This window comes from Aquabacterium soli (assembly GCF_003933735.1).
GTDB classification, from domain to species: domain Bacteria; phylum Pseudomonadota; class Gammaproteobacteria; order Burkholderiales; family Burkholderiaceae_C; genus Aquabacterium; species Aquabacterium soli.
Window position 1 is genome coordinate 472382 of sequence record NZ_RSED01000001.1, and the last position, 26448, is coordinate 498829.

Annotated in this window: 28 protein-coding genes, 1 tRNA gene and 1 pseudogene; 16 read left to right on the forward strand and 14 right to left on the reverse strand. The window is 62.8% G+C overall.

Translation table 11 applies throughout. From position 1 onward, the window contains the following. Positions 1–29 precede the first annotated feature (29 nt). Both EIP75_RS02025 and EIP75_RS02030 read right to left on the reverse strand, forming a co-directional pair. A complete protein-coding gene (locus EIP75_RS02025) occupies positions 30–1541 on the reverse strand; it encodes a CoA-acylating methylmalonate-semialdehyde dehydrogenase (RefSeq protein WP_274379795.1) in 1512 nt (503 codons plus the stop codon). A 70-nt stretch (positions 1542–1611) separates the two neighbouring features. After that, a pseudogene (locus EIP75_RS02030) lies at positions 1612–3032 on the reverse strand (aspartate aminotransferase family protein). Positions 3033–3158: 126 nt separating this feature from the next. Between EIP75_RS02030 and EIP75_RS02035 the strand changes: the two are divergent. The 4 genes from EIP75_RS02035 to EIP75_RS02050 all read left to right on the forward strand — a co-directional run bounded on the left by EIP75_RS02035 (position 3159) and on the right by EIP75_RS02050 (position 7819). Next, on the forward strand, positions 3159–4082 hold the full coding sequence (locus tag EIP75_RS02035) for a LysR family transcriptional regulator (RefSeq protein WP_125241527.1): 924 nt from the start codon (positions 3159–3161) through the stop codon (positions 4080–4082). Between the two features lie 187 nt (positions 4083–4269). After that, positions 4270–5193 carry a branched-chain amino acid transaminase gene (locus tag EIP75_RS02040; RefSeq protein ID WP_125241528.1) on the forward strand — a complete coding sequence of 308 codons (924 nt, stop codon included), beginning with the start codon at positions 4270–4272 and terminating at the stop codon, positions 5191–5193. A gap of 28 nt (positions 5194–5221) precedes the next feature. Further along, positions 5222–5440: a zinc-finger domain-containing protein gene (locus tag EIP75_RS02045; RefSeq protein WP_125241529.1), complete on the forward strand. Its 219-nt coding sequence runs from the start codon at positions 5222–5224 to the stop codon at positions 5438–5440. Between the two features lie 111 nt (positions 5441–5551). Then, the gene (locus EIP75_RS02050) at positions 5552–7819 is read left to right on the forward strand and encodes a patatin-like phospholipase family protein (RefSeq protein ID WP_125241530.1); all 2268 of its coding nucleotides are present in this window, start codon (positions 5552–5554) and stop codon (positions 7817–7819) included. Here EIP75_RS02050 and EIP75_RS02055 read toward each other — a convergent pair whose 3' ends face one another. From EIP75_RS02055 to EIP75_RS02065, 3 genes are read right to left on the reverse strand one after another with little or no spacing between them, the layout of a single operon-like run. Further along, positions 7820–8974, reverse strand: a complete 1155-nt coding sequence (locus EIP75_RS02055) for a protein-glutamate methylesterase/protein-glutamine glutaminase (RefSeq protein WP_125241531.1) — start codon at positions 8972–8974, stop codon at positions 7820–7822. 29 nt (positions 8975–9003) lie between these two features. Beyond that, positions 9004–9723, reverse strand: a complete 720-nt coding sequence (gene cheD / locus EIP75_RS02060; RefSeq protein ID WP_125241532.1) for a chemoreceptor glutamine deamidase CheD — start codon at positions 9721–9723, stop codon at positions 9004–9006. A gap of 24 nt (positions 9724–9747) precedes the next feature. Then, positions 9748–10602: a CheR family methyltransferase gene (locus tag EIP75_RS02065; RefSeq protein ID WP_233584631.1), complete on the reverse strand. Its 855-nt coding sequence runs from the start codon at positions 10600–10602 to the stop codon at positions 9748–9750. Between the two features lie 330 nt (positions 10603–10932). Between EIP75_RS02065 and EIP75_RS02070 the strand changes: the two genes are divergently transcribed. The 3 genes from EIP75_RS02070 to EIP75_RS02080 are packed head-to-tail and all read left to right on the forward strand — an operon-like array spanning position 10933 to position 12923. Then, a complete protein-coding gene (locus EIP75_RS02070) occupies positions 10933–11607 on the forward strand; it encodes a GGDEF domain-containing protein (protein ID WP_233584632.1) in 675 nt (224 codons plus the stop codon). Positions 11608–11624: 17 nt separating this feature from the next. Further along, complete coding sequence (locus EIP75_RS02075) at positions 11625–12437, forward strand: MinD/ParA family protein (protein WP_125241535.1); 813 nt, start codon at positions 11625–11627, stop codon at positions 12435–12437. A 60-nt stretch (positions 12438–12497) separates the two neighbouring features. Beyond that, positions 12498–12923 carry a group II truncated hemoglobin gene (locus EIP75_RS02080; protein ID WP_125241536.1) on the forward strand — a complete coding sequence of 142 codons (426 nt, stop codon included), beginning with the start codon at positions 12498–12500 and terminating at the stop codon, positions 12921–12923. A gap of 14 nt (positions 12924–12937) precedes the next feature. Here the strand turns inward: EIP75_RS02080 and EIP75_RS02085 are convergent, their stop codons facing one another. Beyond that, positions 12938–13645 carry a Smr/MutS family protein gene (locus EIP75_RS02085; protein ID WP_125241537.1) on the reverse strand — a complete coding sequence of 236 codons (708 nt, stop codon included), beginning with the start codon at positions 13643–13645 and terminating at the stop codon, positions 12938–12940. 21 nt (positions 13646–13666) lie between these two features. Beyond that, the gene (gene radC / locus EIP75_RS02090) at positions 13667–14335 is read right to left on the reverse strand and encodes a RadC family protein (RefSeq protein WP_125241538.1); all 669 of its coding nucleotides are present in this window, start codon (positions 14333–14335) and stop codon (positions 13667–13669) included. Between the two features lie 92 nt (positions 14336–14427). Here radC and EIP75_RS02095 point away from each other — a divergent pair, with 92 nt between their 5' ends. The 9 genes from EIP75_RS02095 (at position 14428) to EIP75_RS02135 (ending at position 21959) form a co-directional block, all read left to right on the forward strand. Then, positions 14428–14889 (forward strand): FKBP-type peptidyl-prolyl cis-trans isomerase, encoded by a 462-nt coding sequence (locus EIP75_RS02095; protein ID WP_125241539.1) that lies wholly within the window; start codon positions 14428–14430, stop codon positions 14887–14889. A gap of 8 nt (positions 14890–14897) precedes the next feature. Next, entirely contained in the window at positions 14898–15905 is a 1008-nt protein-coding gene (ispH, locus tag EIP75_RS02100; protein ID WP_125241540.1) for a 4-hydroxy-3-methylbut-2-enyl diphosphate reductase, read from the forward strand. A gap of 115 nt (positions 15906–16020) precedes the next feature. After that, a complete protein-coding gene (serS, locus tag EIP75_RS02105; RefSeq protein WP_125241541.1) occupies positions 16021–17340 on the forward strand; it encodes a serine--tRNA ligase in 1320 nt (439 codons plus the stop codon). A gap of 63 nt (positions 17341–17403) precedes the next feature. Next, a tRNA-Ser gene (locus EIP75_RS02110) sits at positions 17404–17494 on the forward strand. Between the two features lie 481 nt (positions 17495–17975). After that, the gene (locus EIP75_RS02115; RefSeq protein WP_125241542.1) at positions 17976–18623 is read left to right on the forward strand and encodes a hypothetical protein; all 648 of its coding nucleotides are present in this window, start codon (positions 17976–17978) and stop codon (positions 18621–18623) included. 448 nt (positions 18624–19071) lie between these two features. Further along, the gene (locus EIP75_RS02120; RefSeq protein ID WP_125241543.1) at positions 19072–19581 is read left to right on the forward strand and encodes a hypothetical protein; all 510 of its coding nucleotides are present in this window, start codon (positions 19072–19074) and stop codon (positions 19579–19581) included. Between the two features lie 226 nt (positions 19582–19807). Then, positions 19808–20905, forward strand: coding sequence for a hypothetical protein (locus EIP75_RS02125; RefSeq protein ID WP_125241544.1), 1098 nt, complete (start codon positions 19808–19810; stop codon positions 20903–20905). 56 nt (positions 20906–20961) lie between these two features. Beyond that, complete coding sequence (locus tag EIP75_RS02130) at positions 20962–21471, forward strand: hypothetical protein (RefSeq protein ID WP_125241545.1); 510 nt, start codon at positions 20962–20964, stop codon at positions 21469–21471. Between the two features lie 149 nt (positions 21472–21620). Continuing rightward, positions 21621–21959, forward strand: coding sequence for an excisionase (locus tag EIP75_RS02135; protein ID WP_233584633.1), 339 nt, complete (start codon positions 21621–21623; stop codon positions 21957–21959). Between the two features lie 16 nt (positions 21960–21975). Here the strand turns inward: EIP75_RS02135 and EIP75_RS02140 are convergent, their stop codons facing one another. From EIP75_RS02140 to EIP75_RS02170, 7 genes are all read right to left on the reverse strand, one after another. Further along, on the reverse strand, positions 21976–22962 hold the full coding sequence (locus EIP75_RS02140) for a hypothetical protein (RefSeq protein WP_125241546.1): 987 nt from the start codon (positions 22960–22962) through the stop codon (positions 21976–21978). 27 nt (positions 22963–22989) lie between these two features. After that, positions 22990–23373, reverse strand: coding sequence for a hypothetical protein (locus EIP75_RS02145; RefSeq protein ID WP_125241547.1), 384 nt, complete (start codon positions 23371–23373; stop codon positions 22990–22992). Between the two features lie 18 nt (positions 23374–23391). Next, complete coding sequence (locus EIP75_RS02150; protein ID WP_125241548.1) at positions 23392–23793, reverse strand: hypothetical protein; 402 nt, start codon at positions 23791–23793, stop codon at positions 23392–23394. A gap of 166 nt (positions 23794–23959) precedes the next feature. After that, positions 23960–24532 (reverse strand): hypothetical protein, encoded by a 573-nt coding sequence (locus EIP75_RS02155; RefSeq protein WP_125241549.1) that lies wholly within the window; start codon positions 24530–24532, stop codon positions 23960–23962. Between the two features lie 108 nt (positions 24533–24640). Further along, entirely contained in the window at positions 24641–24883 is a 243-nt protein-coding gene (locus EIP75_RS02160; RefSeq protein ID WP_125241550.1) for a hypothetical protein, read from the reverse strand. Between the two features lie 79 nt (positions 24884–24962). Further along, a complete protein-coding gene (locus tag EIP75_RS02165) occupies positions 24963–25175 on the reverse strand; it encodes a toxin-antitoxin system protein (protein WP_125241551.1) in 213 nt (70 codons plus the stop codon). A gap of 50 nt (positions 25176–25225) precedes the next feature. Then, positions 25226–26299 carry a hypothetical protein gene (locus EIP75_RS02170; protein ID WP_125241552.1) on the reverse strand — a complete coding sequence of 358 codons (1074 nt, stop codon included), beginning with the start codon at positions 26297–26299 and terminating at the stop codon, positions 25226–25228. Between the last annotated feature and the right edge of the window lie 149 nt (positions 26300–26448).

Here is a 26448-nt window from a genome sequence, read left to right on the forward strand (position 1 = left end):
TGCATGCGTGGCACCAGGGCGTTTTCAGCTCACTGGCTGCTCGGGAAGTTGAACACCGCCTTCTCACGCACGCCGGACGAAGGCCAGCGCTGCGTGATGGTCTTGCGGCGCGTGTAGAAGCGCACGCCATCCGGGCCGTAGGCGCTCAGGTCACCGAACAGCGAGCGTTTCCAGCCGCCGAAGCTGTGGAAGGCCACGGGCACGGGCAGCGGCACGTTCACACCCACCATGCCGACCTTGATGCGGTCGGTGAAGTAGCGTGCGGCCTCGCCGTCGCGCGTGAAGATGCAGGTGCCGTTGCCATACTCGTGCGCATCGATCAGGGCCATGGCCTCGTCGAGCGAGGGCACGCGCACGAGGCTGAGTACCGGGCCGAAGATCTCGTCGCGGTAGATGCTCATCTCGGGCTTGACACGGTCGAAAAGGCAGCCGCCCAGGAAGTAGCCGTCGCCCGCGTCCTTGACCTGTACCTGCCGGCCATCGACCACCAGCTGTGCGCCTTCGTGCACTCCGGCGTCCACATAGCCACGCACCTTGTCGAAGTGGGCGCGCGTGACCAGCGGGCCCATGTCGTTGCCTTCCACGGTGCCGGGGCCCACCTTCATCTGGCTGAGGGCGGTGGCCAGGCGGTCGGCCAGCGCATCACCGATCGCGTCACCCACGGCGACCACCACGGGGATGGCCATGCAGCGTTCGCCGCAGGATCCATAAGCCGCGCCCATCAGCGCCGACACGGCGTTGTCCAGATCCGCGTCGGGCATGACCACTGCATGGTTCTTGGCACCGCCCAGGGCCTGCACGCGCTTGCCGCTGGCACAGCCGCGGGTGTAGATGGATTCGGCGATGGGGGTGGAGCCGACGAAGCTCACGGCCTGCACGATCGGGCTGTCGAGCAGCGTGTCCACGGCCTCCTTGTCGCCATTGACCACGTTGAGCACGCCCGGCGGCAGGCCGGCTTCCAGCGCCAGTTGCGCCAGCAGCAGGGTGGAGGAGGGCGTCTTCTCCGACGGCTTGAGCACAAAGGTGTTGCCGCAGACGACGGCCAGCGGCCACATCCACAGCGGCACCATGGCCGGGAAGTTGAAGGGCGTGATGCCGGCGACCACGCCGAGCGGCTGGAACTCGCTCCATGAGTCGATGGCCGGGCCGACGTTCTTGGTGTGCTCGCCCTTGAGCAACTCGGGCGCGCCACACGCGAACTCCACGTTCTCGATGCCCCGCTGCAACTCACCCAGCGCGTCGCTCAGCACCTTGCCGTGCTCGGAAGTGATGAGCGCGCAGATCTGGTCGGATCGTTCTTCGAGCAGTTGCTTGAAGCGGTACATCACGCGGGCGCGCTTGGCCGGGGGGGTGTCGCGCCAGGCGGGGAAGGCTGCATGGGCGCTGTTGATGGCCTGCTCGACCGTGGTCTTGGAGGCCAGGGCCACGCGCTTGGTGACGCGGCCTTGGGCGGGGTCGTAAACCTCTTGTGTGCGTGCTGTGTCAGAAACAGTCTGGCCGTTGATGAGGTGTCCGACGGTCTGCATGGTGGTGCTGCTCATTGTTGTTCGGTGCTGTTCTTGTCTTGGGACTTGTCTTGGGCGTGTGTTGGAAGGATTGTCGCGGAAGGGCTCAGGCCTGCTGGTCAAGGGCATCGCCCAGCACCGCCACCAGCGCATCGATCTGATCCGGGGTAGAGATGAAGGGCGGCGCCAGCTGGATGGTGTCGCCGCCGAAGCGCACGTAGTAGCCCTGCTGCCAGCAACGCATCGCGATCTCGAAGGGGCGGCGTGCCGGGTCGCCTGGCAACGAATCGATCGTGAAGCCGGCGGCCAGGCCGATGTTGCGGATGTCCTTGATGTGGCGCCGGCCCTTGAGGCCGTGCACGGCGTTCTCGAAATGCGGTGCCAAGGTGCGTACCAGGCCGGGGCCGTCGGCTTGTTCCAGCACGTCCAGCGTGGCCAGGGCCGCGGCGCAGGCCACGGGGTGCGCCGAGTAGGTGTAGCCGTGCGGGAACTCCACCAGGTGCTCTGCGCCCCCGGCGGCCATGAAGGCGTCGTGGATCTCTCCCTTGACGACGACGCCGCCCATCGGGATCACGCCGTTGGTGATCTGCTTGGCGAAGTTGAGGATATCGGGCGTGACGCCGAAGGCCTCGGCGCCTGTCCAGGCGCCCGTGCGGCCGAAGCCGGTGATCACCTCGTCGAAGATCAGCAGGATGTGGTGGGACGTGCAGATCTCGCGCAGGCGCTGCAGGTAGCCCTTGGGCGGCACGATCACGCCGGCCGAGCCGGAGAAGGGCTCGACGATCACGGCGGCGATGTTCGAGGCATCGTGCAGGGCNCGATCACGCCGGCCGAGCCGGAGAAGGGCTCGACGATCACGGCGGCGATGTTCGAGGCATCGTGCAGGGCAATCAGTTCCAGCAGCTCGTCGGCCAAGTGCGCGCCGTCGTCCGGCAGGCCGCGCGTGAAGGCATTGCCCGGCAGCAGGGTGTGGGGCAGGTGGTCCGCCTGCAAGCCTTCGCCATAGAGCTTGCGGTTGCCGCCGATGCCGCCCACGCTGATGCCGCCGTAGTTGACGCCGTGGTAGCCCTTGAGCCGGCCGATCAGGCGCGTCTTGCTGGCCTGCCCTTTCAGGCGCCAGTAGGCCCGCGCGATCTTGAGCGAGGTATCTGCCGCTTCAGAGCCCGAGCCGGTGAAGAACACGTGGTCCAGGCCCTCGGGCATGTGGCCCACGATGCGCTCGGCCAGCTGGAAGGACAGCGGGTGCCCGAACTGGAAGGCCGGCGCATAGTCCAGCGTGCTGACCTGGCGGGCGACGGCCTGGGCGATCTCGTCGCGGCCATGGCCCAGGCCGCAGGTCCACAGGCCCGACAGGCCGTCGAAGATCTCGCGGCCATCGGCGTCGCGGTAGTGGCAGCCACGGGCGCTCACGAGCAGACGCGGATCCTGCTTGAACTGCCGGTTGGCGGTGAAGGGCATCCAGTGCGCGTCGAGCTGGGCGGCGCTCAGAGGCACGGGGGCAGGGGAGGGCAGGTCGCTCAGGTCCATGGCGGTGTGCGGTCTGTTGGGCGCAGAGGTGGGCGCCAGGTGAAGAATTCAGGCCATTGTGACCAGCCTGTCTGTTCTAATAAACAGGCATCTATCGCCGCTTGCTTGCATAGGATTGAAACTTTCATGGTCAAGAAGGCCCTGCTCGGCCAAGTCAGTGATTCGGAGATCCGGCTGCTTCGCATCTTCAAGGTGGTGGTGGAGTGCGGTGGCCTGTCCGCGGCCGAACTGGAACTCAACATCGGCCGCTCGACCGTCAGCCGGCACCTGAAGGATCTGGAAACGCGGCTGGGCCTGGTGCTGTGCCGGCGCGGGCGGGCCGGCTTCGCGCTCACGCCCGATGGCCAGCGCGTCTATGACGGTGCCCAGCGCCTGCTCGACGCCATGGATGGCTTTCGCAATGACGTGAGCGAGATGCATGCCGAGCTGGTCGGCACCTTGTCCATCGGCCTGTTCGACAAGACCATCACCAACCCGCAGGCGCACATCGACCTGGCCATCCGGGATTTCCGGGGCACGGCGCCCAGCGTGGCACTCGATTTCACCGTGGCCTCGCTCAACGAGATCGAATCTGGCGTGATCGACGGGCGGCTGCATCTGGGCATCGTGCCGGACCACCGCCGCTCGGACAGCCTGGACTACCTGGAGCTGTTCGACGAGACCATGTACCTGTATTGCGGCCGGCAGCACCCGCTGTTCGGCCGCGACCATGCGCGGCTGGCGTGGGACCAGCTGCAGGCCTGCGACCACGCGGCCCTGGCCTTCCACTCGCCCAACATGGAGGCCACCCACCGCTTCAGCCTGCGCCGCCAGGCCACGGCCAGCGACCAGGAGGCCATCGCCCTGCTGATCCTGTCGGGTCGCTACGTGGGCTTCCTGCCCGACCACTATGCAGAGGCCTTCGTGCGCGATGGGCTGATCGAGCGCGTGGCGCACCCGGAGTGCATGTACGGCGTGCGTTTCGTGGCGATCACGCGGCGTTCGCCCGAGCCTTCCCGGCCGGTGAGGGCCTTCCTGGACGCCCTGGCAGGGGCGCATCACCCAGGCTGAATGCGTGCACCTTCCCCGCGCTTGGGCTGCGCGGGAAGATCCCCAGGCAGCCCGCGAGCGCTGGCGGCGTTAGAATCGACAGTCTGACGCCCGCCCACCGCCCCGGCCGCATGGTTCCTCTCGCCCTTGTCGTGGCGGGCGGCCCGGTACCTCGGTGCATCCGGGCAGTCCCCGAAAGGAATACCCCATGTCGATGGACGACCGCGACGGCAAGATCTGGATGGACGGCGAGCTGGTGGAGTGGCGCGACGCCAAGATCCACGTGCTGACCCACACGCTGCACTATGGCTGCGGCGCCTTCGAAGGCGTGCGCGCCTACAAGACCGCGCAGGGCACGGCCATCTTCCGTCTGCAGGAACACACCAAGCGCCTGTTCAACAGCGCCAAGATCCTGCGCATGACGATCCCCTACACCTTCGACCAGGTGATGCAGGCGCAGATCGACGTGGTCAAGGCCAACAACCTGGAAAGTGGCTACCTGCGTCCCCTGGTGTGGCTGGGCTCCGAGAAGATGGGCGTGAGCCCCAAGGGCGCCAAGGTGCACCTGATGGTGGCCGGCTGGCCCTGGGGCGCCTACCTGGGCGAAGAAGGCCTCAAGCGCGGCATCCGCGTCAAGACCTCCAGCTACACGCGCCACCACGTCAACATCACCATGACGCAGGCCAAGGCCGTCAGCAACTACAGCAACTCCATCCTGGCCAACCTCGAAGCCACCGAAGACGGCTACGACGAGGCCCTGCTGCTGGACAGCACCGGCTTCGTCTCCGAAGGCGCGGGCGAGAACCTGTTCATCATCAAGGACGGCGTGCTGTACACGCCCGACCTGTCGGCCGGCGCCCTCAACGGCATCACCCGCAACACCATCTTCGCGATCTGCAAGGACCTGGGCCTGGAGCTCAAGGAAAAGCGCATCACCCGCGACGAGGTCTACATCAGCGACGAGGCCTTCTTCACGGGCACGGCCGCGGAGGTCACGCCCATCCGCGAACTGGACCGCATCGAGATCGGCCAGGGCTCGCGTGGCCCCATCACCGAGAAGATCCAGGCCGCGTTCTTCGACATCGTCAACGGACGCAACCCGAAGTACGCCGAGTGGCTGACCAAGGTCTGATCTTTCCGAGCGTCAACAGGAGTTCACGATGAGCGCGAACGTGCAAACCCCCAAGGCCGTGGTCGAAGTGACGGCCGCCGATCTGCAGGGCCCCGGCGTGGTGTTCTGCCCCAACCCCAAGCAGACGCTGTGGAGCAACCATCCCAAGGTCTATCTGGATGTGGCGACGACGGGCGAGGCCCGTTGTGCCTACTGCGGGACGGTCTACAAGCTCAAGGCAGGCGAGAAGGTCGGGCACGGGCATTGACGGGCTCGCAATCACCACCCATGCAGAGGGCCGCCTTTTGGGCGGCCTTTTTCATGAACTGGCGAGCCCCGCGTGGCGTCTGCCGCACCCGACCCTGCACAATCCCCTGCCATGAAAGTTCTGTTCTCTCGCACCGGGCCGTTTTTCCTGGTGGCTTTGATCACGGTGGTCCTGACCGCCTCGGTGTTGCCCCTTCACGCCCTGGCGCATGAGGAGCCGGCTCGTCCGCGCATCGGCCTGGTCTTGTCTGGTGGCGGCGCGCGCGGCCTCAGCCATGTGGGCGTTCTCAAGGTGCTCGAACGCGAGCGGATCCCGGTCGACGTGATTGCCGGAACCTCCATGGGGGCCATCGTGGGCGGTCTCTACGCCGCGGGCATGACCGCGGGCGAGGTGGAGAAAGAGGTGCTGCGCCTGGACTGGGACAATGTCTTTGCGTCCCGCGTGGAGAGACGCGAGCTGTCGCAGCGGCGCAAGGAGCAGGATTTCGAGGTGGCGCCGCTGTTCGAACTGGGCGTCGGGGCGGATGGCGTGCGCGCCCCGCTGGGACCGGTCTCCAGCCATGGCCTGGAAGCCCACCTGCGCCGCCTGACCCTGCCGGCGCGTCAGTACACCGATTTCGACCAGATGCCCACGCCCTTCCGGGCCGTGGCCACCGACATGGAAACCGGCCAGCCCGTCATCCTGAAGGACGGCGACCTGGCCACGGCCCTGCGCAGCAGCATGTCGGTGCCCGGCGTGTTCGCGCCGGTGGAAGTCAAGGGCCGCATCCTCGGAGATGGCGGCCTGGTCAACAACACACCGGTGGATGTGGCCCGCGCCATGGGCGCCGAGCGCCTGATCGTCGTCAACATCGGCACGCCGCTGTCCAAGCGGGACACGCTGTCCTCGTTCACCGGCGTGACGGCGCAGATGATCAACATCCTCACCGAGCAGAACGTGCAGCGCAACCTGGCCACGCTCACGCCGCGGGATGTGCTGATCGCGCCCACGCTCGATGGCTTGACGGCGGGCGATTTCAACCGCGCCCGCGATTTCATGGTCCAGGGCGAGATCCAGGCGGAGGCGTTGGTGCTGCGCATGCAGGACATGAAGGTCAGCGAGGCCGAGTACGCCCGCTGGCAGGCCCAGCGCAAGGCCCGCCCCCTGCCCAAGGCCGGCCCGCTGCGTGAGGTGCGTTTCAACGGATCACAAAGCACCCATCCCGAAACCATCTCCGACACGCTGGAAACGCGCGCTGGCGAAGAGTTCGACGTGGGCCGTGCCGAGCGTGACCTGCGTCGCCTGGCCGCCACGGGCGATTACCTGCGCACCGACTACCGCCTGGAGCGCATGCCCGAGGGCGAAGGCCTGGTCTTCGACCTGCAGGACAAGCCCTGGGGGCCGGACTACATCCAGCTGGGCCTGGATTTCTCGGCCGACACCGAAGGTCGCAGTGCCTTCAACCTCAAGCTGGTGCACAACCGCCACTGGCTCGATGACAGCGGCGCCGAGTGGCGCAACTTCGTCCGCCTGGGCTCGACCCCGTCGATCCTGACCGAGTGGTACCGGCCGATGGGCTGGCAGATGCCCGATGGCCTGCGGGCTTTCGTGGCCGTCAACGGTGGCCTGCAGCGCCGCAGCACGGACGTCTACACCGACCCGGTCGACAAGCCCGTGCTGGCCTTGTCCACGGTGTCACGCTCGTTGGGTGCGGACGTGGGCCTGACCTGGCGCGAGCTGGGCGAGGTGCGTCTGGGCTGGTCCAACCAATGGGGTCGCGACGAGCCCGAGCTGATCTCTGCGCGTTGGCAGGGCGTGCAGACCACGCAGCGCTGGACGGAAAAAGGCTTTCGCCTGCGCGGCGTGTTCGACCAGCTCGACAGTGCCTACTTCCCGACCCAGGGCTGGCGCGTCGAGGGGCTGTATGTCAACGGTGAGCGCAATGGCAGTGACCTGTCGCAGGCCGCCAAGGGACACATGAGCCGCTGGGACCTCAACGCCCAGGCGGCGGCCAGTGTCGGCCCCCACATCTTCCAGGTGGCTGCGCGCGTGGCCGGGGCCACCGGTGCATTGCCCGATCTGCCGCGTTACGGCTTGGGCGGCTTTCAGCAGCTGTCGGGCTACGCGGCCGACCAGCTCAGTGGCCAGCAGGTGGCGCTGGTGCGTGCCGGCTACGCCGTGCGCCTGGCCACGGCCCCGCTGACGCGCGGCGTGTACCTGGGCGGCAGCCTGGAGGCCGGCAATGCCTGGCAGCGATGGAGCGAGTCCGAAGAAGGCCGCTGGCGCCACGGCATGAGCCTGTACCTGGGGGCAGACACCTCGCTGGGCCCGGTGTTCGCGGCCATCGGTGCCGCACAAGGCGTGCGGCCCGTGCTGATGATCTTCGTGGGCCGCCCTTGATCAGACGCGGCTGAGCATCGAGCCGGCCGTGCTGCGCAGGTGGTCCATGATGTGCGCGGCGATCTTGGGCAGAGGCAGCACTTCGTTGATGGCGCCGGCCGCGATGGCCTCGCGCGGCATGCCGAACACCACGCAGGTGGCTTCGTCCTGGGCCACGCAGTAGGCGCCGGCATCGCGCATCTCGCGCATGGCCGTGGCGCCGTCCGCGCCCATGCCGGTCAGCATGACGGCGATGGCGTTCGGGCCCACGCAGGCGGCGGCTGATTTGAACAGCACCTCCACGCTGGGCTTGTGGCGGTTGACCGGGTCGCCGTCGCGTACGCGGGCCACGTAGTTGGCGCCGGATTTCTCGACGCTCAGGTGCAGGCCACCGGGCGCGATGTAGGCATGGCCTGGCAGGATGCGCTCGCCATCCTCGGCCTCTTTCACGCGGATCTTGCACAGGCCGTCCAGGCGGGCGGCGTAGTTGCGCGTGAAGCCGGGCGGCATGTGCTGGGTGATGACCACGGCCGGGCAGTCGGCCGGCAGCGCGGTCAGCACCTCCTTGGTGGCCTCGGTGCCGCCGGTGGAGGCGCCGATGAAGAAGATTTTTTCGGTGGACAGCCGGCCCAGCGAGGCCAGCGTCACACGGGGTGCGGCCGGTGGGCGGGGGGCCGGGTGGTGTGCGCCGCTGCCGGACGATCCATGCGCGGTCGGCACCGCATGCGCCCCGGTGCTCATCATCGAGGCCGGTGCAGGCGGTGGGCGATGGATGCGCGCCTTCGAGGCCACGCGGATCTTGTCGGTGATGTCGTGCGACAGTTGGCGCAGGCCGTCGGCCACGCCGATCTTGGGCTTGGCCACGAAGTCGATCGCGCCCAGCTCCAGCGCCTTGAGCGTCACGTCCGCGCCGCGCTCGGTCAGCGTTGACACCATCACCACCGGCATGGGCCGCAGCCGCATCAGCTTGGACAGGAAGTCGATGCCGTCCATCTTGGGCATCTCCACGTCCAGCGTGATCACGTCGGGGTTGAGGTTGCGGATCATTTCGCGTGCCACGAGCGGATCGGCTGCGGCACCGATGCACTCCATGTCCGGCTGGCGGTTGATGATCTCGGCCAGCAGGCTTCGCACCAGCGCTGAATCGTCCACCACCACCACTCGTGTCTTTGCCATGGTCGGCCTCTCGAATCGTCTTGTCAGGTTCAGAACAGGTCCACGGAACCGCCGCCGCTCGAGGCGGGCGTGGCGGCCTTCTGCAGGGCCGCGCGTTCCTGGGCCACCAGGGCTTCCGGGTTGCTGGGGGCCAGTCGCTTGACCATGGCCTTGCCGCTGTGCGGGAAGAAGCACACCTTGCGGGGGTACACGTCCATCACGTCCTTGGACACGATGGGGATGCGCTCCGTCTTGAGGTAGTCCATCACGAAGGCGGTGTTGCGCTCGCCCACGTTCAGGCTGTTCATGCCCGAAAGCACCGCGCCACCGCCGAAGACCTTCGCCTCCATCGTCATGCGGCTGGCGCCCATCTTCATCAACTCGTTGATCAGCAGTTCCATGGCGTACGAACCGTAGCGGCCGGAATCGTTGCCGTTGCCGCCGCTGTCGGGCAGCATGAAGTGGTTCATGCCACCGACGTGGGCCTGGCGGTCCCACAGGCACACGGCGATGCACGAGCCCAGGGTCGTCATGATCAGCAGGTCTTCGTCATGCACGAAGTACTCGCCGGGCAGGATCTTCACCGCATCGGACTGGAAATGCGCCTCGTAGAAGAAGAACGAGGCCTCGCCCGGCTTGGGCGTGCGGGCCTTCAGGCGGGCCAGCCGGTCGCGTTTGTGCGCGGCGATGGCATTACCCACCGTGGATGCGCCAGGATGCAGCCCTTGTCCGCCAAGGCGGGCTGAACTGCTGGAGTAGGGGCTGATCATGATGCGCTTGTGCTCCCGGCGGGGTTAGACCTTGTCATACACCGTCTTGCCGCGCAGCTTGAACAAGTCGCGCGCATCGGTGAAGTTTTCAGAATGGCCCACGAACAACAGCCCGTGGGGGCGCATCACGCCGTGCATGCGCTCGAGGACCTTGCGTTGTGTCGCATGGTCGAAATAGATCATCACGTTGCGGCAGAAGATCACGTCGAAGGGCTCGCCCATCGACCAGTGCGTCTGCATCAGGTTGAAGGGCTTGAACTCGATCATGCGTGCCAGCTCGGGCTTGACGCGGATCTGACCTTCGTTGCCGCCCTTGCCCTTGAGGAAGAACATGCGCAGGCGCGCCGGCGACAGACCGCGTGAGTCGACGTTGTACACCCCGCGCGAGGCGGTCTGCAGCACATTGGTGTCGATGTCGCTGGCCATGATTTTCACGCTGGCGTGCAGGCCCAGGGTCTCGGCCACCGTCATCGCAATGGAATAGGGCTCTTCGCCGGTGGAGGCCGCGCAGCACCAGATTCGGATGCTCTTGCCGGTGCCATGCGCCTTGAGCCACTCGGCGAAGGTGTGGAAATGGTGGTCTTCCCGGAAAAAGGCTGTCAGGTTGGTGGTCAGGCAGTTGACGAACTCCTGCCACTCGCGCTGGGCCGTGTCGCCCGAGGTCTGCTCCAGCCATTGCAGGTAGCTGTCGAAGGACTGGTGCTGGGTGTCGCGCAGGCGGCGCGACAGCCGGCTGTAGACCATCGCCTGCTTGCCTTCGTGCAGATGGATGCCGGCGCGCTGGTAGATCAGGGCCCGCACGCGGTCGAAATCGCGCGTGCTGAAATTGAACTCGCGGTCCTGGGCGGTGCCGATGGGGTCACGGGGCTGGGCGTTCATCATTCTTGCAGGGCAGGCTCGGCGAGGGGCGGGACAGGGAGATTCCTGTGCTCCGGTTCATATCGACAAATAGGACGCACGCTTGAGCGCCGCGTGCCATGGTGGTGACATTGCATCAACAATGGGGGTTTATCCCGCTAATTCCCGCGTCGAGTTTTTCGGGCACTGTTAGACTTTCCCCCATCTCCGCCCAATCCCGGAGCGTGTGCCATCGCCTCCACCATGCTGCCTGCTGTTCCCTGTCCAGAAGTCGACCTCGATCGGGCTGTTGCCCAGGATGGTGGTCTGAGGCTGGATCTGGCCCTCAACCTGCTTCAGCAGGCGGGATGGGTGCTCCCTGACGATCTGGCTCCCGATTCGCAGGAATGGTTGCAGGCCATCATCGATGGCCTGTGCGAGGTCTCCAGCCGCGACGCCCTGACGGGCCTGGTCAACCGCCGCCAGTTCGAGGTGGCCATTGCCCGCGAGGTCGACCGTGTCGCCCGTGCCGGCGAGCCGGCCCTGCTGCTGGTGCTGGACATCGACCATTTCAAGAGGGTCAACGACAGCCACGGCCATGCCGCCGGTGATGTCGTCATCCAGAGCGTGGCCGCCACCTTGCAGGAGTGCGTGCGCCCGATGGACACCGTCGCCCGCATCGGCGGCGAAGAGTTCGCCATCATCCTGCCCAACTGCCCTCCGGCCTTTGGCCAGGCGGTGGCCGAGCGCATCCGCAAGAAGGTCGCGTCCCAGCCGGTCGCCCTGATCGGTGGTCAGGCTTTGAACATCACCGTCAGCGTGGGCGGCGCGTTTGCGCCACAGTGGGTCCGCTCGTCCGCGGCCCTGTGGAGCGAACGGGCCGACCAGCAACTCTACCGCGCCAAGGCCGAAGGGCGCAACCTCACCTGTCTGGAAATGCCCCCGCTCACCGTCGTCAGCGCCGAAGAAAAAGGCTTGCTGTTCGGCGCGTTTGGGCAATCTGACGCACTCTCTGGTGTCGAAGAGGGCTTAGGTTCGGTCGACTAACTGCCGATGACCTATCCATGACCGCGATCATGACCGAACCCGAGCTGACCTCCGCCCCGCCCACCGTGCGACTGGCACGCACGTTGGCCGTGACCAGCGGCAAAGGCGGCGTAGGCAAGACCTTCTTCAGCGCCAACCTGGCAGCGGCCTTGAGCCGACAGGGCCTGAAGGTGCTGGTGCTGGACGCCGACCTGGGCCTGGCCAATCTGGACGTGGTCTTGAACCTCTATCCCAAGATCACGCTGCACGACGTCTTCACTGGCAAGGCGCAGTTGGAAGAAGCCATCCTGCCGGCACCCGGCGGCTTCTCCGTGCTGCTGGCCGGCTCCGGCCTGGTGGAGTACTCCCGCCTGACCTCCGAGGTGCGCGAGCAGTTGATGGACATCATCGCCAAGGTGTCGCCGCGCTTCGACGTGCTGCTGCTCGACACTGGTGCCGGCATCTCCGATGTCGTGCTGTTCGCCCTGTCGCTGGCCCATGAGGTGATTGTCGTGGCCACGCCCGAGCCCACCTCCATGACCGATGCCTATGCCACCATCAAGGTGCTGGCAGCGCAACAGGGCCGCGAGCAATTGCACATGGTGATCAACCAGGTGAACCGCACGGGCGAAGGCCGCGTGATCTGCCAGCAATTGCAGCAGGTGGTCGAGCGTTTCGTGCTGACGCCTGCGGGCACCTCGCCCAAACTCAGCTACCTCGGCGACATCCCGCTCGACGTGAATGTGCGTGGTGCCGTGCAACGTCGTGCGCTGCTGCTGGAGCTGCACCCGGGCTGCCCGGCCTCCCAGGGCGTGGTGCAGATCGCCACCAAGCTCAACAGCCGCAACTGACGGCCATCCCAGGCTGCCCGTGGGCGGCCGGGTGGCTTGCTTGCGGCTACAGTGCCGGCCATGACTTCCCCTGACGACGATACCCCGGCCGCCGACGGCAGCCAGCCGGCCACGGCCTATGACTGGGTGGGCGGCGATGCCGCCGTGCGCGCCCTGGTCGACCGCTTCTACGACCTGATGGACCTGGAGCCCGGCTACGCCGCGCTGCGGGCCGCACACCCGCCCGATCTCTCATCGGCGCGCGACAAGCTCTACTGGTTCCTCAGCGGCTGGCTGGGCGGGCCGAGCCACTACATCGAGCGCTTCGGCCACCCGCGCCTGCGGGCGCGGCACATGCCCTTCTCCATCGGCATCCTCGAGCGTGACCAGTGGCTGGCGTGCATGGCCCAGGCCATGCAGGAGCTGGCGCTGGATCCGGTGCTGCAGGAGCGCCTGCAAAAGGCCTTCTTCCAGACGGCAGACTGGATGCGCAACAAGGGCGTCTAAACGCCCGCGGCCTTTCAGGCTTCCTGCGCCTGCGTCGACGTGCTGGTCGACTGCAGCAGCACGACCAGCGCGCCGGCACCGCCTTCATCGCCCCGGGCCTGCACGAAGGCCAGCACCCGGTCGCTCTGCACCAGCCAGCGCTTGACCTTGTCCTTGATGACCGGCACGCGGCCCGGCGATCCCAGCCCCTTGCCATGCACCACGCGCACGCAGCGCCAGCCGCGCACCTGCGCATCGCGCAGGAAGCGGCCCAATGCCAGGCGGGCTTCTTCGCTGCGCAGGCCGTGCAGATCCACCTGGCCCTGCAGCGCCCACACGCCGCGACGCAGCTTGCGCAGCACATCTGGCCCGAGCTCAGGCCGGCGAAAGGCCAGGGATTCGTCGGTTTCCAGCAGCGTCTCGACATCGAACTCGTCAGAGAGCGATTCCACCAGCACGGCCTGCTCATCCTTCTGGCGGTGCTGGGGCAGGGGTTCGGGCGGTGTGCGGCGGGCCTGGGCCAGGTTCTTGTCGGGCAGGCGGTGCACCGGGCCGACGGATTGCTGGAACAGCACCTTCTCGTTGGCCCGTTGCTGCTGGGCCTTTTCTCGTTCCGCGCGGGCGGCTTTCTCAGCCTCGGCCCTGGCGGCGGCTTCACGCGCGGCCGATCGCAATGCCTTCTTCAAGTCGGCAAAGTCGTTGAGCGTGGTCGGTGCGGCGGGCTTGGAACGGGGTGGGCTCACGTCCGCAAGCCTACAACACCTTCAGAGCAATCCGCGCTCGGCGAACGACACAACGCCGGTGTGTCCCACCACGAAGTGATCCAGTACACGCACATCCACCAGCGACAGGCTGCTCTTGAGCGTCTGTGTGAGCAGTTCGTCGGCGCGTGAAGGCTCCAGCACGCCCGAGGGGTGGTTGTGCGCCAGGATCACAGCGGCCGCGTTGTGTGCCAGTGCGCGCTTGACGACTTCTCGTGGGTAAACGCTCGTTTGATTCAGCGTGCCCCTGAACATTTCCTCATCGGCCACCAGCCGGTGTTGCGCATCCAGAAAAAGCACGGAAAAAACTTCATGCGGCAGGCTGCCGATGCGTATCTGCAGGTAGTCACGCACCGTCTGGGGCGAGTCGAACACGGGGGATTCGCGCAGGCGGCCGTTGAGCCCGCGACGGGCCATCTCGGCCACCGCCAGCAGTTCGGCCCGCTTGGCCGGCCCCAGGCCCCTGATGCGGATCAGGCTGGCGGGCGGGGCGTGCAGCAACCCGGCCATGCCGCCCAGCTCATCGAGCATGCCTTGCGCCATCTGCAGCACGCCACGGCCTTTCAGGCCGGTGCGCAGCAGCAGGGCCAGCAGCTCGGCGTCGGCGAGGGCAGAGGCCCCCATGGCCAGCAATTTTTCGCGTGGCCGCATCGCGGCGGGCAGGTCTTTCATGAAGTGGCATCCCTGAGTCGTCATGTAAACCTAAAATTGTGCTTTCGCTTCTCCAATCGGCCCATCCTCCCTAAGGGGGTGGGCGTGTCCTCATGACCACTGCCGCTCCCACCGTTCAGCCCGGATCCTTCCTGACCCTGCACTACCGTCTGGCCGGCCCCGACGGCGCGGACCTGGTCAACACCTTCAACGACAAGCCGGCCACGCTGTCGCTGGGATCGGGTGAGCTCTCGCCCGATCTGGAGTCCCGCCTGATCGGCCTGGCCGAAGGCACGCGCACCACCATCGAGCTGGCGCCCGGCGAGGCCTTCGGCCCGCGCAACCCCGAGCTGCTGCAGCGCGTGGGCATGGGCCTGATGCGCGAACTGGGCGATCCCGATGAAACCTGGCACGTGGGCGATGTGGTGCAGTTCCCCACGCCCGACGGCCAGGGCCAGTTCGCCGGCGTGCTGCGCGAGCTCGATCCGGCCGGCGCCTGGGCCCTGTTCGACTTCAACCATCCGCTGGCCGGGCAGGGCGTCACCTTCGAGGTGCAGCTGATCGGCGTGCTGTGACCACCACCATGACCCCACCGACCACGCCCGCCCCCGTGCCGCACCAGGTGCAGGACGTGCTGCTGGCCGAGCCGCGCGGCTTCTGCGCCGGCGTTGATCGCGCCATCGAGATCGTCGAGCGCGCGTTGGCGCAGTTCGGTGCGCCGATCTACGTGCGCCACGAGATCGTCCACAACACCTATGTCGTCAACGACCTCAAGGCCAAGGGCGCGATCTTCATCGAAGAGCTGGCCGATGTACCACCCGGCGCCACGCTGATCTTCAGCGCGCATGGCGTGAGCCAGGAGGTGCGCCGCGAGGCCGACCGCCGGGGCTTTCAGGTCTACGACGCCACCTGCCCGCTGGTCACCAAGGTGCACATCGAGGTGGCCAAGCTGCGCCGCGAGGGCTTCGAGTTCATCATGATCGGCCACAAGGGCCACCCCGAGGTCGAAGGCACCATGGGGCAGCTCTCCGAAGGCATCTACCTGGTCGAGGACGAGGCCGATGTGCAGCGCGTGCAGGTGAGCGATCCCACCAAGCTGGCCGTGGTCACGCAGACCACGCTGTCGGTGGACGATGCCGCTGCGATCATGGCCGCCATCAAGGCGCGCTTCCCGCAGATCCGCCAGCCCAAGCAGCAGGACATCTGCTACGCCACGCAGAACCGGCAGGACGCCATCAAGGTGATGGCGCCGCAGGTGGACGTGGTCATCGTGGTGGGCAGCCCCACCAGTTCCAACAGCAACCGCCTGCGCGAGCTGGCCGAGCGCCTGGGTACGCCCGCCTACATGGTCGATTGCCCCGAAGACCTGCGCGAATCGTGGTTCGAAGGCCGCCCCCGCGTGGGCCTCACGGCAGGGGCCTCTGCGCCCGATGTGCTGGTGCAGCAGGTCATCCAGCAGCTCAAGCAGCTGGGCGCGCTGTCGGTGCGCCGCATGCAGGGCGTGGAAGAGCACGTGCGCTTCCCGCTGCCCAAGGGCCTGGGCGGCACCGGGCTTGACCGCCCGCTGCCCACCGAGCGATCCGCACCCTGACACGGCCCGATCGGCTCATCGCGCGCGCAAGCCGATGAGCACGGGCCGCGCAGGCGATGCCTTGCCGCGCGGCCCATTCCCTACAATCGCTGCTCGAATCCCAGAGAAACACACCATGCTCGACATCGCCCTGCTGCGCAAAGACCTGGACAGCGTGCTCGCCCGCCTGGCCCTGCGCAAGAACCCCCAGCCCTACCTGGACGAGGCCCGCTACCGTGCGCTCGAGGCCGAGCGCAAGCAGATCCAGACCCGCACGGAAGAGCTGCAATCGCAGCGCAACAGCCTGTCCAAGCAGATCGGCCAGCTCAAGGGCAGGGCAGCCAAGGGTGAGGACACCACGGCCGAGGTGAATGCCCTGATGGCGCAGGTGGCGGGCATCGGCGACGAGCTCAAGTCCAGCGCCGAGCGGCTCGAGGCCATCCAGGCCGACATCCAGGCCCTGCTGCTGGCCGTGCCCAACCTGCCGCAGGAATCGGTGCCCGTGGGCAGCGATGAATCCGGCAACGTCGAGGTGCGCCGCTGGGGCACGCCTGGCACCTACGCCTTCACCGTCAAGGACCACGTGGACCTGGGCGAGCCGCTGGGCCTGGATTTCGAGATGGGCGCCAAGCTGTCGGGTTCGCGCTTCAGCTTCCTCAAGGGCCCCATCGCCCGGCTGCACCGCGCGCTCGCGCAGTTCATGCTCGATGTGCAGACGCAGGAGCACGGCTACACCGAGTGCTACACGCCCTACCTGGTGCAGGCCCCGGCGCTGCAGGGCACCGGCCAGTTGCCCAAGTTCGAGCAGGATCTCTTCCATGTCACCTCGGGCGACAGCGAGACCTCGGGCAGCAAGTGGTACCTGATCCCCACGTCGGAGGTGACGCTCACCAACACCGTGGCCGACACCATCGTGCCGCTGGAACAGCTGCCGCTCAAGCTCACCGGCCACACGCCGTGCTTCCGCAGCGAGGCGGGCAGCGCTGGCCGCGACACGCGCGGGATGATCCGCCAGCACCAGTTCGACAAGGTCGAGATGGTGCAGATCACCACGCCCGAGCAGAGCAACGCCGCGCTCGAAGAGATGGTGGGCCACGCCGAGGCCGTGCTGCAAAAGCTCGAGCTGCCTTACCGCGTGGTCTCCCTGTGCACGGGTGACATGGGCTTTGGCGCAGCCAAGACCTATGACCTGGAAGTGTGGCTGCCCGCGCAGGACACCTACCGTGAGATCAGCTCCGTATCGAACTGCGAGGCTTTCCAGGCCCGCCGCATGCAGGCCCGGTTCAAGACGGCGCAAGGCAAGAACGAGCTGGTGCACACGCTCAACGGCTCTGGCCTGGCGGTGGGCCGCGCGCTGGTGGCCGTGCTGGAGAACCACCAGCAGGCTGACGGCAGCATCAAGGTGCCGGTGGCGCTGCGCCCCTATCTGGGTGGCGCCGAGTTGCTCAAGGCTTGATCGGAAAGCCTGAAAACATTGCTATACTGGCGGGCTACGCCGTAGACCACGGTGCACCGAATTGGAGAGGTGGCAGAGTGGTCGAATGTACCTGACTCGAAATCAGGCGTACGTGAACAACGTACCGTGGGTTCGAATCCCACCCTCTCCGCCATTAAGAAGCCTAAGTGATTGATTCACTTAGGCTTTTTTATTTTGCGAAGTGTGCTCCCACCTTACGGCCCATCTTAAAGATGAGTGATTGGCGAACGGGTCGCGGGCATACACATTGCTCTACTTGATCCGATCGTTGCTGTCGAGGGTTGCCCCCTCACTTGAGCGTTGCTTTATCACAAAGTAACTGACTTAGGGGGGGTTATTCGATTGACGCTATTGTTGTTGCGATGTCACACTGACTTCATCCCACAACTAGTGAGGAATCTTATGACGAAACGCTCTCAGGCTCACAAAGTTGCATTTAGGAAGATCAAAGTCCAAATTGCCACGAAAGATCGGGCTAAGAAGGCCCGACGAGCTGTGGCTTTGCCTTTCAAACCGAACACATTGACTGTGGAAGAAATCAGGGCAGCGGTGAAGCTAGTGGCCGCTTAAAAATATCTTTACTTAATAGGCTCTGTTTTTACAGAGCTTTTTTTATGACAATAAATTACGACGGGAATGTTTTCATAAATTGTCCTTTTGACGTAGAGTATGCGCCACTGCTTCATGCCATAACTTTCGCGGTCCAGTTTCTAGGTTTTGTGCCGCGCACTGCGTTGGAAGTGCAAGATTGCGGTGAACTTCGATTGCAAAAGATAGTTCGCATAATATCGGAATCGCGGCTATCCATTCATGATATTAGTCGCGTCGAACCAAGTGCTGCCGCAGGTGGTTTGCCGAGGTTCAACATGCCATTTGAATGTGGTTTGTGCTTTGGCGCGATTAAATTAGGGTCGCGTAAGCACAAAGAGAAAAAGGCTTTGATCTTGGATGCTGTGCCGTTTCAATACTTAAAGACAATGAGTGACATCAACGGCGTTGACATCGAAATCCACGAAAACAATCCTAATAAGGTGATTGCGAATGTGCGACGTTTTCTCAATAGCCATAGCGGGCTAGGCCGGCCGTTGTGCGGCGAGGCCGAGGTCCAAAAAGCTTATCAGGCGTTCCAGGCAGATCTGCCCAGGCTCTTGGCAATTGTGAAGATCACCGCTGACGAGCTGGCGTCATTGGATAAATGGCGCGACTTTGCCTACATTGTCGATGAGTGGGTGAAAGAAAAAGGTTCAGCAATCGCTTGTTAAGACCTCAGGCATGATTTCTCATGCAAAGGCGCTGAAGCACTGGCCGCCATCGGGCGGCTTTTTCACGCAATTTTGACCCGGTTTCGTTATCGGCACTTTCAATAGAGATAAGCCGTGCTGAGGATGGGCAATCTGCCAAACGGGCGATGGATGGGCGGCCATCTGTCACGGTGGGCGTCTATATCAGCGGGTGCGTCTACATGCCGGTGCTGGCGGCGGCTTGATGCCGTCTATCGGGTGTTCCGTTGGGCGAACTTCCGTCGCTCTATGGAGGAAACATGTCCCGATAAAGGATAGCAACTCACATGATGCCCACCGATTCGCTACCCTAGCGCGTCACTGACTTCTTGCAGGCGGGCCCCGCCGAAGAAATTGGCCGAAGCAGGCCGCTAGTTCAGCAGCCCACCCTGGCTGGACTTGGTCATGTCAATCCTTTTGAGGCCGAAGCGTGAAGACACTCTTTGCCTTGCTGCTGTTGCTCGATGGTCGGCCATGCATGACCCTGCAGGAGATCGCCGATCTACGGGGCATGGACTTCCGAACTGCGCAGAACAAGGTCTATGACGGTTCGCTAGGCATTCCCGTGTGGAAGGACTGCAACCAGTGGTTTGCCCATGTGGAAGACGTGTCGAACTGGATTGATGAGCAACGGGCTCAAGCGACTGCCCACCTCGAAAAGATCCGCGCTCAACTCGGCAGTAGGGCTCTCTTGCCATCGCGCAAAGCCAACCTCCCGGACGCGTCTCCAGTGCCTGCGCCCGCGCAGGCTTTCGGCGTTTACTTGAACACTGCTGACATCGCCGCATTGCTTGGCTACAAGCGCCGCTACGTCACCGATGTGATCACTAAGCACCCAGACTTCCCGCGGCCACGGCAAAACATGTCTCAGAAGAATCGCCGATGGCTTAGGCAAGATTTGGAAGTTTGGATAGCATCGACGGACAAAAACTTGCGTTAGCAGCGGGGCACAGATGTCGGCAAGCAGACCATATGACCGGGAGACGCTCTATCGGGAGGTTTGGCAAACGCCGATGCTCACACTGGCAAAGCAGTACGGGGTCTCAGATCAAGGGTTGCGGAAGGCTTGCGTCAAGCTTCAGGTGCCGCTCCCAAAGGCTGGCCACTGGGCGAAGATTGCTGCTGGGCATGAGGTGTCAACGCCCCCACTCCCGCCGTTCACTGACGTGCGAACCAAGCGCGAACCTCGCCCAAAACTGAAGCCATCAGTTCCGGAGAGCATAGACGAGTGGCTGCTGCCGATTCAGTGGCCGGACGACCTTCACCCCAAGTTGAAACCTTTAGGAAAGAAGCTCAACGGAGCGCTTGCGGAGGTGGCGAAGCTAAAGCGTAAGCACGAGAACCCCAAGCCGCCAAGACGACCCACAAGCGAACCCGATTGGGATTTCAGCTTCCAGAACTGGGCCGGCCTGGTTGATGACGGCTATCTATTCAAGGTCACGCTCCAACGCTTTGCCGTTCGCATCTCGATCTTCCAATATCGCCGAGCCTTGTTGCTCCTCAGTCAGCTATGCCGCCAGGTTGAGTCTGCTGGGTTCAAGGTGTCGATTGAAAAGGAGTTCGAGCGGTTGTGTTTCTCCCTCACGGACCAAACAGTGCACGTGCGCGTGACGGAGAAGTTCGAGCAGGTCGAAGGACTAAGGATCAGCCCATATGGCGGTACAGATCCTCGGAAGACGCGACACCCTACCGGAGCCCTGCGCCTTCACCTCGATGACACCCAGGCTCCGCCTCCGGCGCTGAGCGATGGTGCAGAAGAGAAGCTTGAGGGCAAGATGGATCTTGTCCTGAAGGCCATTCTGAGAAAGCATCAAGCTCAGACGGAAAGCGCCGCTCGCTGGCAGGAAGAATCGCGTCTTCAGGCTATCGAGCTTCAAAGGCGAAACGCTTACGAGGCACAGCAAGCCGAACTGCGACGTGTGAGGGCGGAAGAGCGGCGCCGACAAACGGATTTAAGCCGGGAGGCCCTGCTTTGGCATCGCGCTGATGCCGTGCGTCGCTATGTCGCCCAGCTCGATAGGCAGGTGGGCGAGGCTGAAGAAATCCCCGATGGATATGAAGACTGGAAGACCTGGGCCCTTGCAAGCGCTGATGCCATAGACCCCTCATCAACTCGTCTTCGCTCCTTCTCAGAAGACGTCGCGCCAGCGCCAACAGAGCGCCCATTCCCCGCACGTAGTCCTATCGTGATTCCCGACCCAAGAGCGCCAAAGGACGTGCCTGCATGGCACCCCAATCGGTGGTTCACCAAGATCAGGCGGTGACGACGATCCGCTCAACCATGCGTGGACAAATGAGCATAAACAAGTAGAGGCCTTCGATGGAAATGAGTTCGCGCGATGTTATCGAGCACATGTTTGCCCAACGGGTGAGTAACCCAGCATCTTGGTTTCGCAACTCACGTGCGCTATTTGCGGCCGCTCGTGCCAGTCGTGACCGGTTCCCAAGCACGGTTGATATGCGAGATCGCGCAGACCTGGATCGCGTCACGTCAATGCTCTATGGCTTTGGCTTGGAGTGCCTTTTCAAGGCCGTCATCGTGCTTGCAGACTTCGGTGATCCCAATGCAGAGGAGTGGACACCGGCTGCGACTTTCCCCAAGAAGTTGGGAACCCATGATTTGGTAAAGCTCGCCGGCATGATCAGCACCGATCTGGTGACGAAGCACGAGTTGGCTTTGGGCTACTTCACTGAGGCTGCTGTATGGATGGGACGTTATCCTTGCTCAAAGGATGGGGCAGAGGGATCAATCTGCATAGTTCCCAGGTTTTTTGCTGATGCCGAAGCGATCTACGCTGAGTACGCCATTCAGTTTTCCATATCGGGTTAGCGGCACTTCTAGCGCCTCCTTGGCACTATGCTTTGGCACAAAGTTAGCGCGAGCTTGAGCAAGTGGCTGGGCAGGGTGGGAGCTAGCCGCTGCGCGTCGATTAGGGCAGTCTTTGACTCTCCGCCGCCGCCCTAGGCGGGCGGACAAGCATGACGCCCCAAGATAAAACCTCTCAGGAGCAATTAGAGATGGCTATGGCGAAGTTTCAGAAACTACGTGAATGGGCCGATGAGCAATTCGGCTCCTGCGCCCCGAAGTCAGATGAAACGCTTCGCCGCTGGGCCCGCCAAGGCAAGATCATTCCGAGGCCCAAGAAGATCGGCAAGGAGTACGCAGTCCGTTCTGATGCGGTCTACGTGAACAACACAACGGGGCCGTCTCTCTGGCGGATCGCTTCTAGCGGCTGCTATTGGGCTGCCCGGCGCTACCTTATGCGTGCTGATCAGTTCAATGGGAGGGGGCGAGCCGTGCGGCTCGTCCGACCCTGATAGTATTGACGTACGGCTATTTAAACAAACGCATATTTCCGATAGGCACACATTCTCTAGATTCTTGTCGGTCCCGGTACCAGTAGTTAATGCACTGCTTTTCGGATGATATTTGCCCGTTGCAGCCGACGTACATCCACGGGGCATCGTAATGAGCCAAAGCACCAGTAGGACATTTGTAAATGGGCATCGACGTGGCTAAAACAAGAGGCGCGACATTTGCCTTCGTTATTGCGATATCTCCTTCAGCTGCCGTGATTCGTTTATCAATGGCTGTCGCCATGCTTTCGCTTTGTCGCTCGTCGCGAGGCCAGAAAAGGGAGTAGTTGCCCTGATTTGTCAGCACCGTAACAATCGCCTCTCCGAACGATTTTGCACTGCTAACCGCATTTGCTTGGCCCGCGCGTTTACATGCAAAACTAACGGTTGATTTGACGTCAACAGATATGTTTGAGTCGAACTGCTTCCGTGATCCATTAACTTGGCCTGTACAGCTTACATCTCCCGCAATAGAGATTCCTTCAAGCATTAGTTTTTGAGTTACCGAGTTTCGAAGATAAAAATTTGCTGATTCAACATTGCTGACTTCGTGCGTGACGATCACCCCGCTTGCCTGGAGTGTCAAGCATTGCTGAATAGTTTCAAGCGCCTTTCTTGAAATTGTTTCCTTGTAGCTATCGCTGGCGTTGGATGTGCTGACATGGGACGCGTACGATTTGCAAAAATTCGAGAACCCTTCGTCGCTCGTAGTGTAAGAACCGGTGAATTTTAAAGGGATGGCTTTTACGACTGCGTCCAACCCAACGCCGCCACCACTGCTTTTGCGACTACCATCACTTTGGCAGTGCTGTGTAAAAACTGCGCCGAGGTAGCTGCTGGATGAAGAGTCAATGGAATATTCTTTCAATGTCTTGGCTATGTCCGGACATTGAAGGTTTTGCGCATCAGCTTGGCTCGCTGCAGCCAAGAGGTAGACGCCGATAAAGTAAGAAAGATTGCGCATCTGAAACCCCTGCCTTGTCGTGTTGATTTATGAATTGAAAATTATTGCGCAGGCATCTGCTCCACCTGTATTTATGCTTACTCGCGCGCCGCCACTTCGCAACAAGGTTGATACCGTGCTCATCTGGTGGTGACTCAAGAACATAGTGGCCTCCATTCTGTCCGGTTCACTAGTTACTGAGCCAGGGGGGAAATCCGCGCTCGGATCTAAAAAGCCAATTGTTAAGCCGGCCCCTTTTTTGAAACTGCCATTTGGCTTGCATTCAATGTTGATGAGGCCAAATACATTTTCTAGGGCAGAGTTTCCAATAACCATACCGATGCGGCCCGAAAAAACTATCAAATCATATTTTTTTACATCAAATGCTCGTCCGTCACGAGGCGAAATGATGTCTTCGATCTGTATTTGCATGCGGATCCCTCCCGGTAGCTAGCAATGTTTAATTTTCTGATTGTGGGGCTTAATCTGAGCTTCGTTGACGGCATCAAAAATGCTGGAGTCGAACGACTTCATTATGGTCAGATGTTTGTCATCGCACGTAATTGAAAATTGGTAATCCAATCTAAATACTGGTGTGTTCGAGACACTCAATTCAACTGGGAGTGTGTAGCTATTTGATGTTCTGTAGCCATAGCCATGAGTGTTGAAGGATATATAAGCTTGGCCATTGGATAAAATGGTTATTTGGATTTCGCTAATTTTATTCGTGATCGTTCCGTCGTTTTTTCTATATATCACATCCGGAATGGAAAAAGATTTTGAGGCTCCTGTGGTCAGGTTGTCGCCCCGGGCTGTTTCGAGCACAGCTTCAGTCAAGAGTTCATCAGTCATGACTCCCGCCCTTTCTCTCACATATTTTTTGGCAATATATAGAATTTGCCTTTACCATGCAGAGAATTTTTTAGGGGGTGACTTAACTGGGCCAAAGTGTTCCAATTCACGGTTTGCCTGGCGGGCTTGGTCCTAGATGCCATGAATGTCAAATCACGACTAGGCCTCAACCAAAAGGATCATCCATGGTGAAACCTAGGCGGTTGAGCATGGCGAACAGCAACACACTCCGCCGATCCTCACATGCGTTGATGCTTTCAACAATCGCGTCATACGTTGTCCAGTGCATGCCCTTGGGCTTGTCTCCGACCTCGCCTAGAAGTCGCTCCAGCTTGGCCTGCTTGCGCCAGATGCGTTGCACTGGATCTATGGCTTGCGAAAGGTAGGCAAGCCCCTGGCACTTGCGGCAGGCGAAGCGCCCACGGCGCAGATGCAGCAGCGCACAACGATGGCCACAGGCTGGGCATTTGAACCACGGGCGATCACCACCTAGCGCGCAGGCTGTGCGTTCGACGCTGACGACCTGGGACGCATCGAGGCCGCCTATTGCATAACGTAGGCGAAGCGTGCCACTGCTGGCCGCGATCCCCACGCTAGCCGTCTGATTGCCATAGTCGTCCCGCCACACCCATTCAGCCGAGCCCATGACGTTGGGATCTAGCAGGCCTTCTCGGGCCAGTCTACGAACGTCGAGGCTTCGGCAGCTCTCCACCTTTAGGCGGGTCATCGGGCGGGGCATGGCTGGCCTCCCTTTCCTAAATCAAATGGAAAAACGCGGCTTGCCAACGATCTTGCTTCGCGTGCGCGCGCGGAACGCTCCACATCAGCAGCGAGCCCTGAAGGGGCGTCACGCTGCCAGCGCCAGCCCAAGCGCTTGATAGGGCTTTGGAGCCTTGTCTAGTCGTTTCACACGCCGCCCCTTTGGGCTCATGCTCAGGATGGACTGAACGGCCTGTTCCATCTCTGTTCTGAGGCTCGCAGCGCTTCGCAGGATGCACGCCATTTCAGCGAAAACAGCAGGGGCGGCGGCATCGTTGGGGCGGTAGCCAGTTTCCAGGCAGGCCGTGGTGTAGTCGGGCAGGCTGTTCATATCGAACCTCTCGCGCGCATGAGCGTCGGAAAACAATCACTAGACCTTTGCTGCTGATCTGCGCCGCCCCCGAACTTGCTCACGGCCCCCTTTTGGGGACTGCTTTAATCATCAGATCGCGGGAAAGCTTCTCGGCGATAGCGAGCCTGATGAACTCTGCTCGGCAGCCATTGGCAGGATGCTTGCCACCTCGGGTACTCAGGAGGCTATCCACCGCTTCCACATCAGGCAGAGGAACGCTAACGATCAGTCGATTCACAGGGGTGCCATGGAAGGCGCGGCGCATGGTCATGGTGTTCCTTCAATGATTGCGCTGTCCGGGCTCTCTCGCCCGGGGCTGGATCACTGAGCCAGCAGCAAAGGGGCGGCCTTGAAAGCCAGTGGCAAAACCTTCCGCCCACCGGCGCCGAGCAACCCAGGCCCCTTGGCGGAAGCCACAGGGGCGGCCTCCAGTAGTTGCAATGCGTCGGCGGGGTCTAGCAGACCCATGGATAGCTTTTCCTCTAGGCGGCGGTTTGCATTGGCGTAGACCGCGTCAAGGCCGCGATTGAGAAGGCCAGTGACAGGCCCGCCCACCACGGGGACACGAGACATCCAGCTAGCGCCAGGCAGGCGGGCGGAGGTGGCGAGTTTCGACACAGTGTCGCTGCCAGATCCGCGCCCGGCGTTCTGCAAGAAGTCGATGCCCTCCAGGGCGCCGCGCACGTTGCCCAGGCGGTTCAACTGTTGGGTGTTCAGGATGTCGGCTAGGGTGGCATTGCGCTTGGTCGAGAAGGCTTGAGCCGTCTTGTCCGTCGCAGCCGTGCCGAACTTGCTCAAAGTGGCGTTGCCCTTACCGGTGGTCGAGCGCTGGGCGATGGTGTCCAGCAACTCAAACTGATTCACCGGCTTGGACAGGGCCTCATACTCCGCGCGAGCGTTGGCATAGGCGGGGCTGATCTTGTCCAAGATGCGGGCAAGCTCGTTCTTCACGCCCATCAAGATGCGCTTCTCGTTGCGCGTCTTGGCATCGCCCACCATGCCGCCGATTTCCTGGAGGCTGTAGTGAAGGCCTCGGAGTGATCCAGCAGGATCAGCGATGTCCAGACCCTCATTCTTCGCCAGTTCACGCGCGCGCTGCATTGCGGCCTGCATGGCAGGCTTGTTCGTCAGCTTAGTAATCTGGCCCTGAAGGGCAGGCGTGATGCGCTGCGGATCGATGGGTGCACTGAACGCCTTGTCATAGAGGCGCTGGGCAGTTTCCTCGCGCGTGCTTTCAGTAAAGGCACGCTCACCACCACGGCCTGCAAGGTCGTCCAGTTCCTGCAGGATCGCGTCCTGGTTGCTGGCGCTGATCGTGGCCTGACGATTCATCGCTACCGGGTTGACCGCCGTGGCCGTGCGCTGCATCGCCGCCAGGCTGGGAACGCGGGCCACCTCCGCCGCCGTGGGCTTGTAGCCAGGAATGGCGCTGCCTGTCTGCTGGTACTGGCGCAGGGCATTGATTGCTTGGTCGGCTTCCGGGCCCGCTTGCTCACGAAGGACGCGGCCGATGATACGGGAATCGTTGAAGCTGCAGAATTACT

Bases quoted from the DNA above. Each gene is read 5' to 3' on its own strand.
- EIP75_RS02025 (WP_274379795.1), bottom strand. From the start codon at position 1,541: ATGAGCAGCACCACCATGCAGACCGTCGGACACCTCATCAACGGCCAG.
- EIP75_RS02035 (WP_125241527.1), top strand. From the start codon at position 3,159: ATGGTCAAGAAGGCCCTGCTCGGCCAAGTCAGTGATTCGGAGATCCGG.
- EIP75_RS02040 (WP_125241528.1), top strand. From the start codon at position 4,270: ATGTCGATGGACGACCGCGACGGCAAGATCTGGATGGACGGCGAGCTG.
- EIP75_RS02045 (WP_125241529.1), top strand. From the start codon at position 5,222: ATGAGCGCGAACGTGCAAACCCCCAAGGCCGTGGTCGAAGTGACGGCC.
- EIP75_RS02050 (WP_125241530.1), top strand. From the start codon at position 5,552: ATGAAAGTTCTGTTCTCTCGCACCGGGCCGTTTTTCCTGGTGGCTTTG.
- EIP75_RS02055 (WP_125241531.1), bottom strand. From the start codon at position 8,974: ATGGCAAAGACACGAGTGGTGGTGGTGGACGATTCAGCGCTGGTGCGA.
- cheD (WP_125241532.1), bottom strand. From the start codon at position 9,723: ATGATCAGCCCCTACTCCAGCAGTTCAGCCCGCCTTGGCGGACAAGGG.
- EIP75_RS02065 (WP_233584631.1), bottom strand. From the start codon at position 10,602: ATGAACGCCCAGCCCCGTGACCCCATCGGCACCGCCCAGGACCGCGAG.
- EIP75_RS02075 (WP_125241535.1), top strand. From the start codon at position 11,625: ATGACCGCGATCATGACCGAACCCGAGCTGACCTCCGCCCCGCCCACC.
- EIP75_RS02080 (WP_125241536.1), top strand. From the start codon at position 12,498: ATGACTTCCCCTGACGACGATACCCCGGCCGCCGACGGCAGCCAGCCG.
- radC (WP_125241538.1), bottom strand. From the start codon at position 14,335: ATGAAAGACCTGCCCGCCGCGATGCGGCCACGCGAAAAATTGCTGGCC.
- EIP75_RS02095 (WP_125241539.1), top strand. From the start codon at position 14,428: ATGACCACTGCCGCTCCCACCGTTCAGCCCGGATCCTTCCTGACCCTG.
- ispH (WP_125241540.1), top strand. From the start codon at position 14,898: ATGACCCCACCGACCACGCCCGCCCCCGTGCCGCACCAGGTGCAGGAC.
- serS (WP_125241541.1), top strand. From the start codon at position 16,021: ATGCTCGACATCGCCCTGCTGCGCAAAGACCTGGACAGCGTGCTCGCC.
- EIP75_RS02115 (WP_125241542.1), top strand. From the start codon at position 17,976: ATGACAATAAATTACGACGGGAATGTTTTCATAAATTGTCCTTTTGAC.
- EIP75_RS02130 (WP_125241545.1), top strand. From the start codon at position 20,962: ATGGAAATGAGTTCGCGCGATGTTATCGAGCACATGTTTGCCCAACGG.
- EIP75_RS02135 (WP_233584633.1), top strand. From the start codon at position 21,621: ATGACGCCCCAAGATAAAACCTCTCAGGAGCAATTAGAGATGGCTATG.
- EIP75_RS02140 (WP_125241546.1), bottom strand. From the start codon at position 22,962: ATGCGCAATCTTTCTTACTTTATCGGCGTCTACCTCTTGGCTGCAGCG.
- EIP75_RS02145 (WP_125241547.1), bottom strand. From the start codon at position 23,373: ATGCAAATACAGATCGAAGACATCATTTCGCCTCGTGACGGACGAGCA.
- EIP75_RS02150 (WP_125241548.1), bottom strand. From the start codon at position 23,793: ATGACTGATGAACTCTTGACTGAAGCTGTGCTCGAAACAGCCCGGGGC.
- EIP75_RS02155 (WP_125241549.1), bottom strand. From the start codon at position 24,532: ATGCCCCGCCCGATGACCCGCCTAAAGGTGGAGAGCTGCCGAAGCCTC.
- EIP75_RS02160 (WP_125241550.1), bottom strand. From the start codon at position 24,883: ATGAACAGCCTGCCCGACTACACCACGGCCTGCCTGGAAACTGGCTAC.
- EIP75_RS02165 (WP_125241551.1), bottom strand. From the start codon at position 25,175: ATGACCATGCGCCGCGCCTTCCATGGCACCCCTGTGAATCGACTGATC.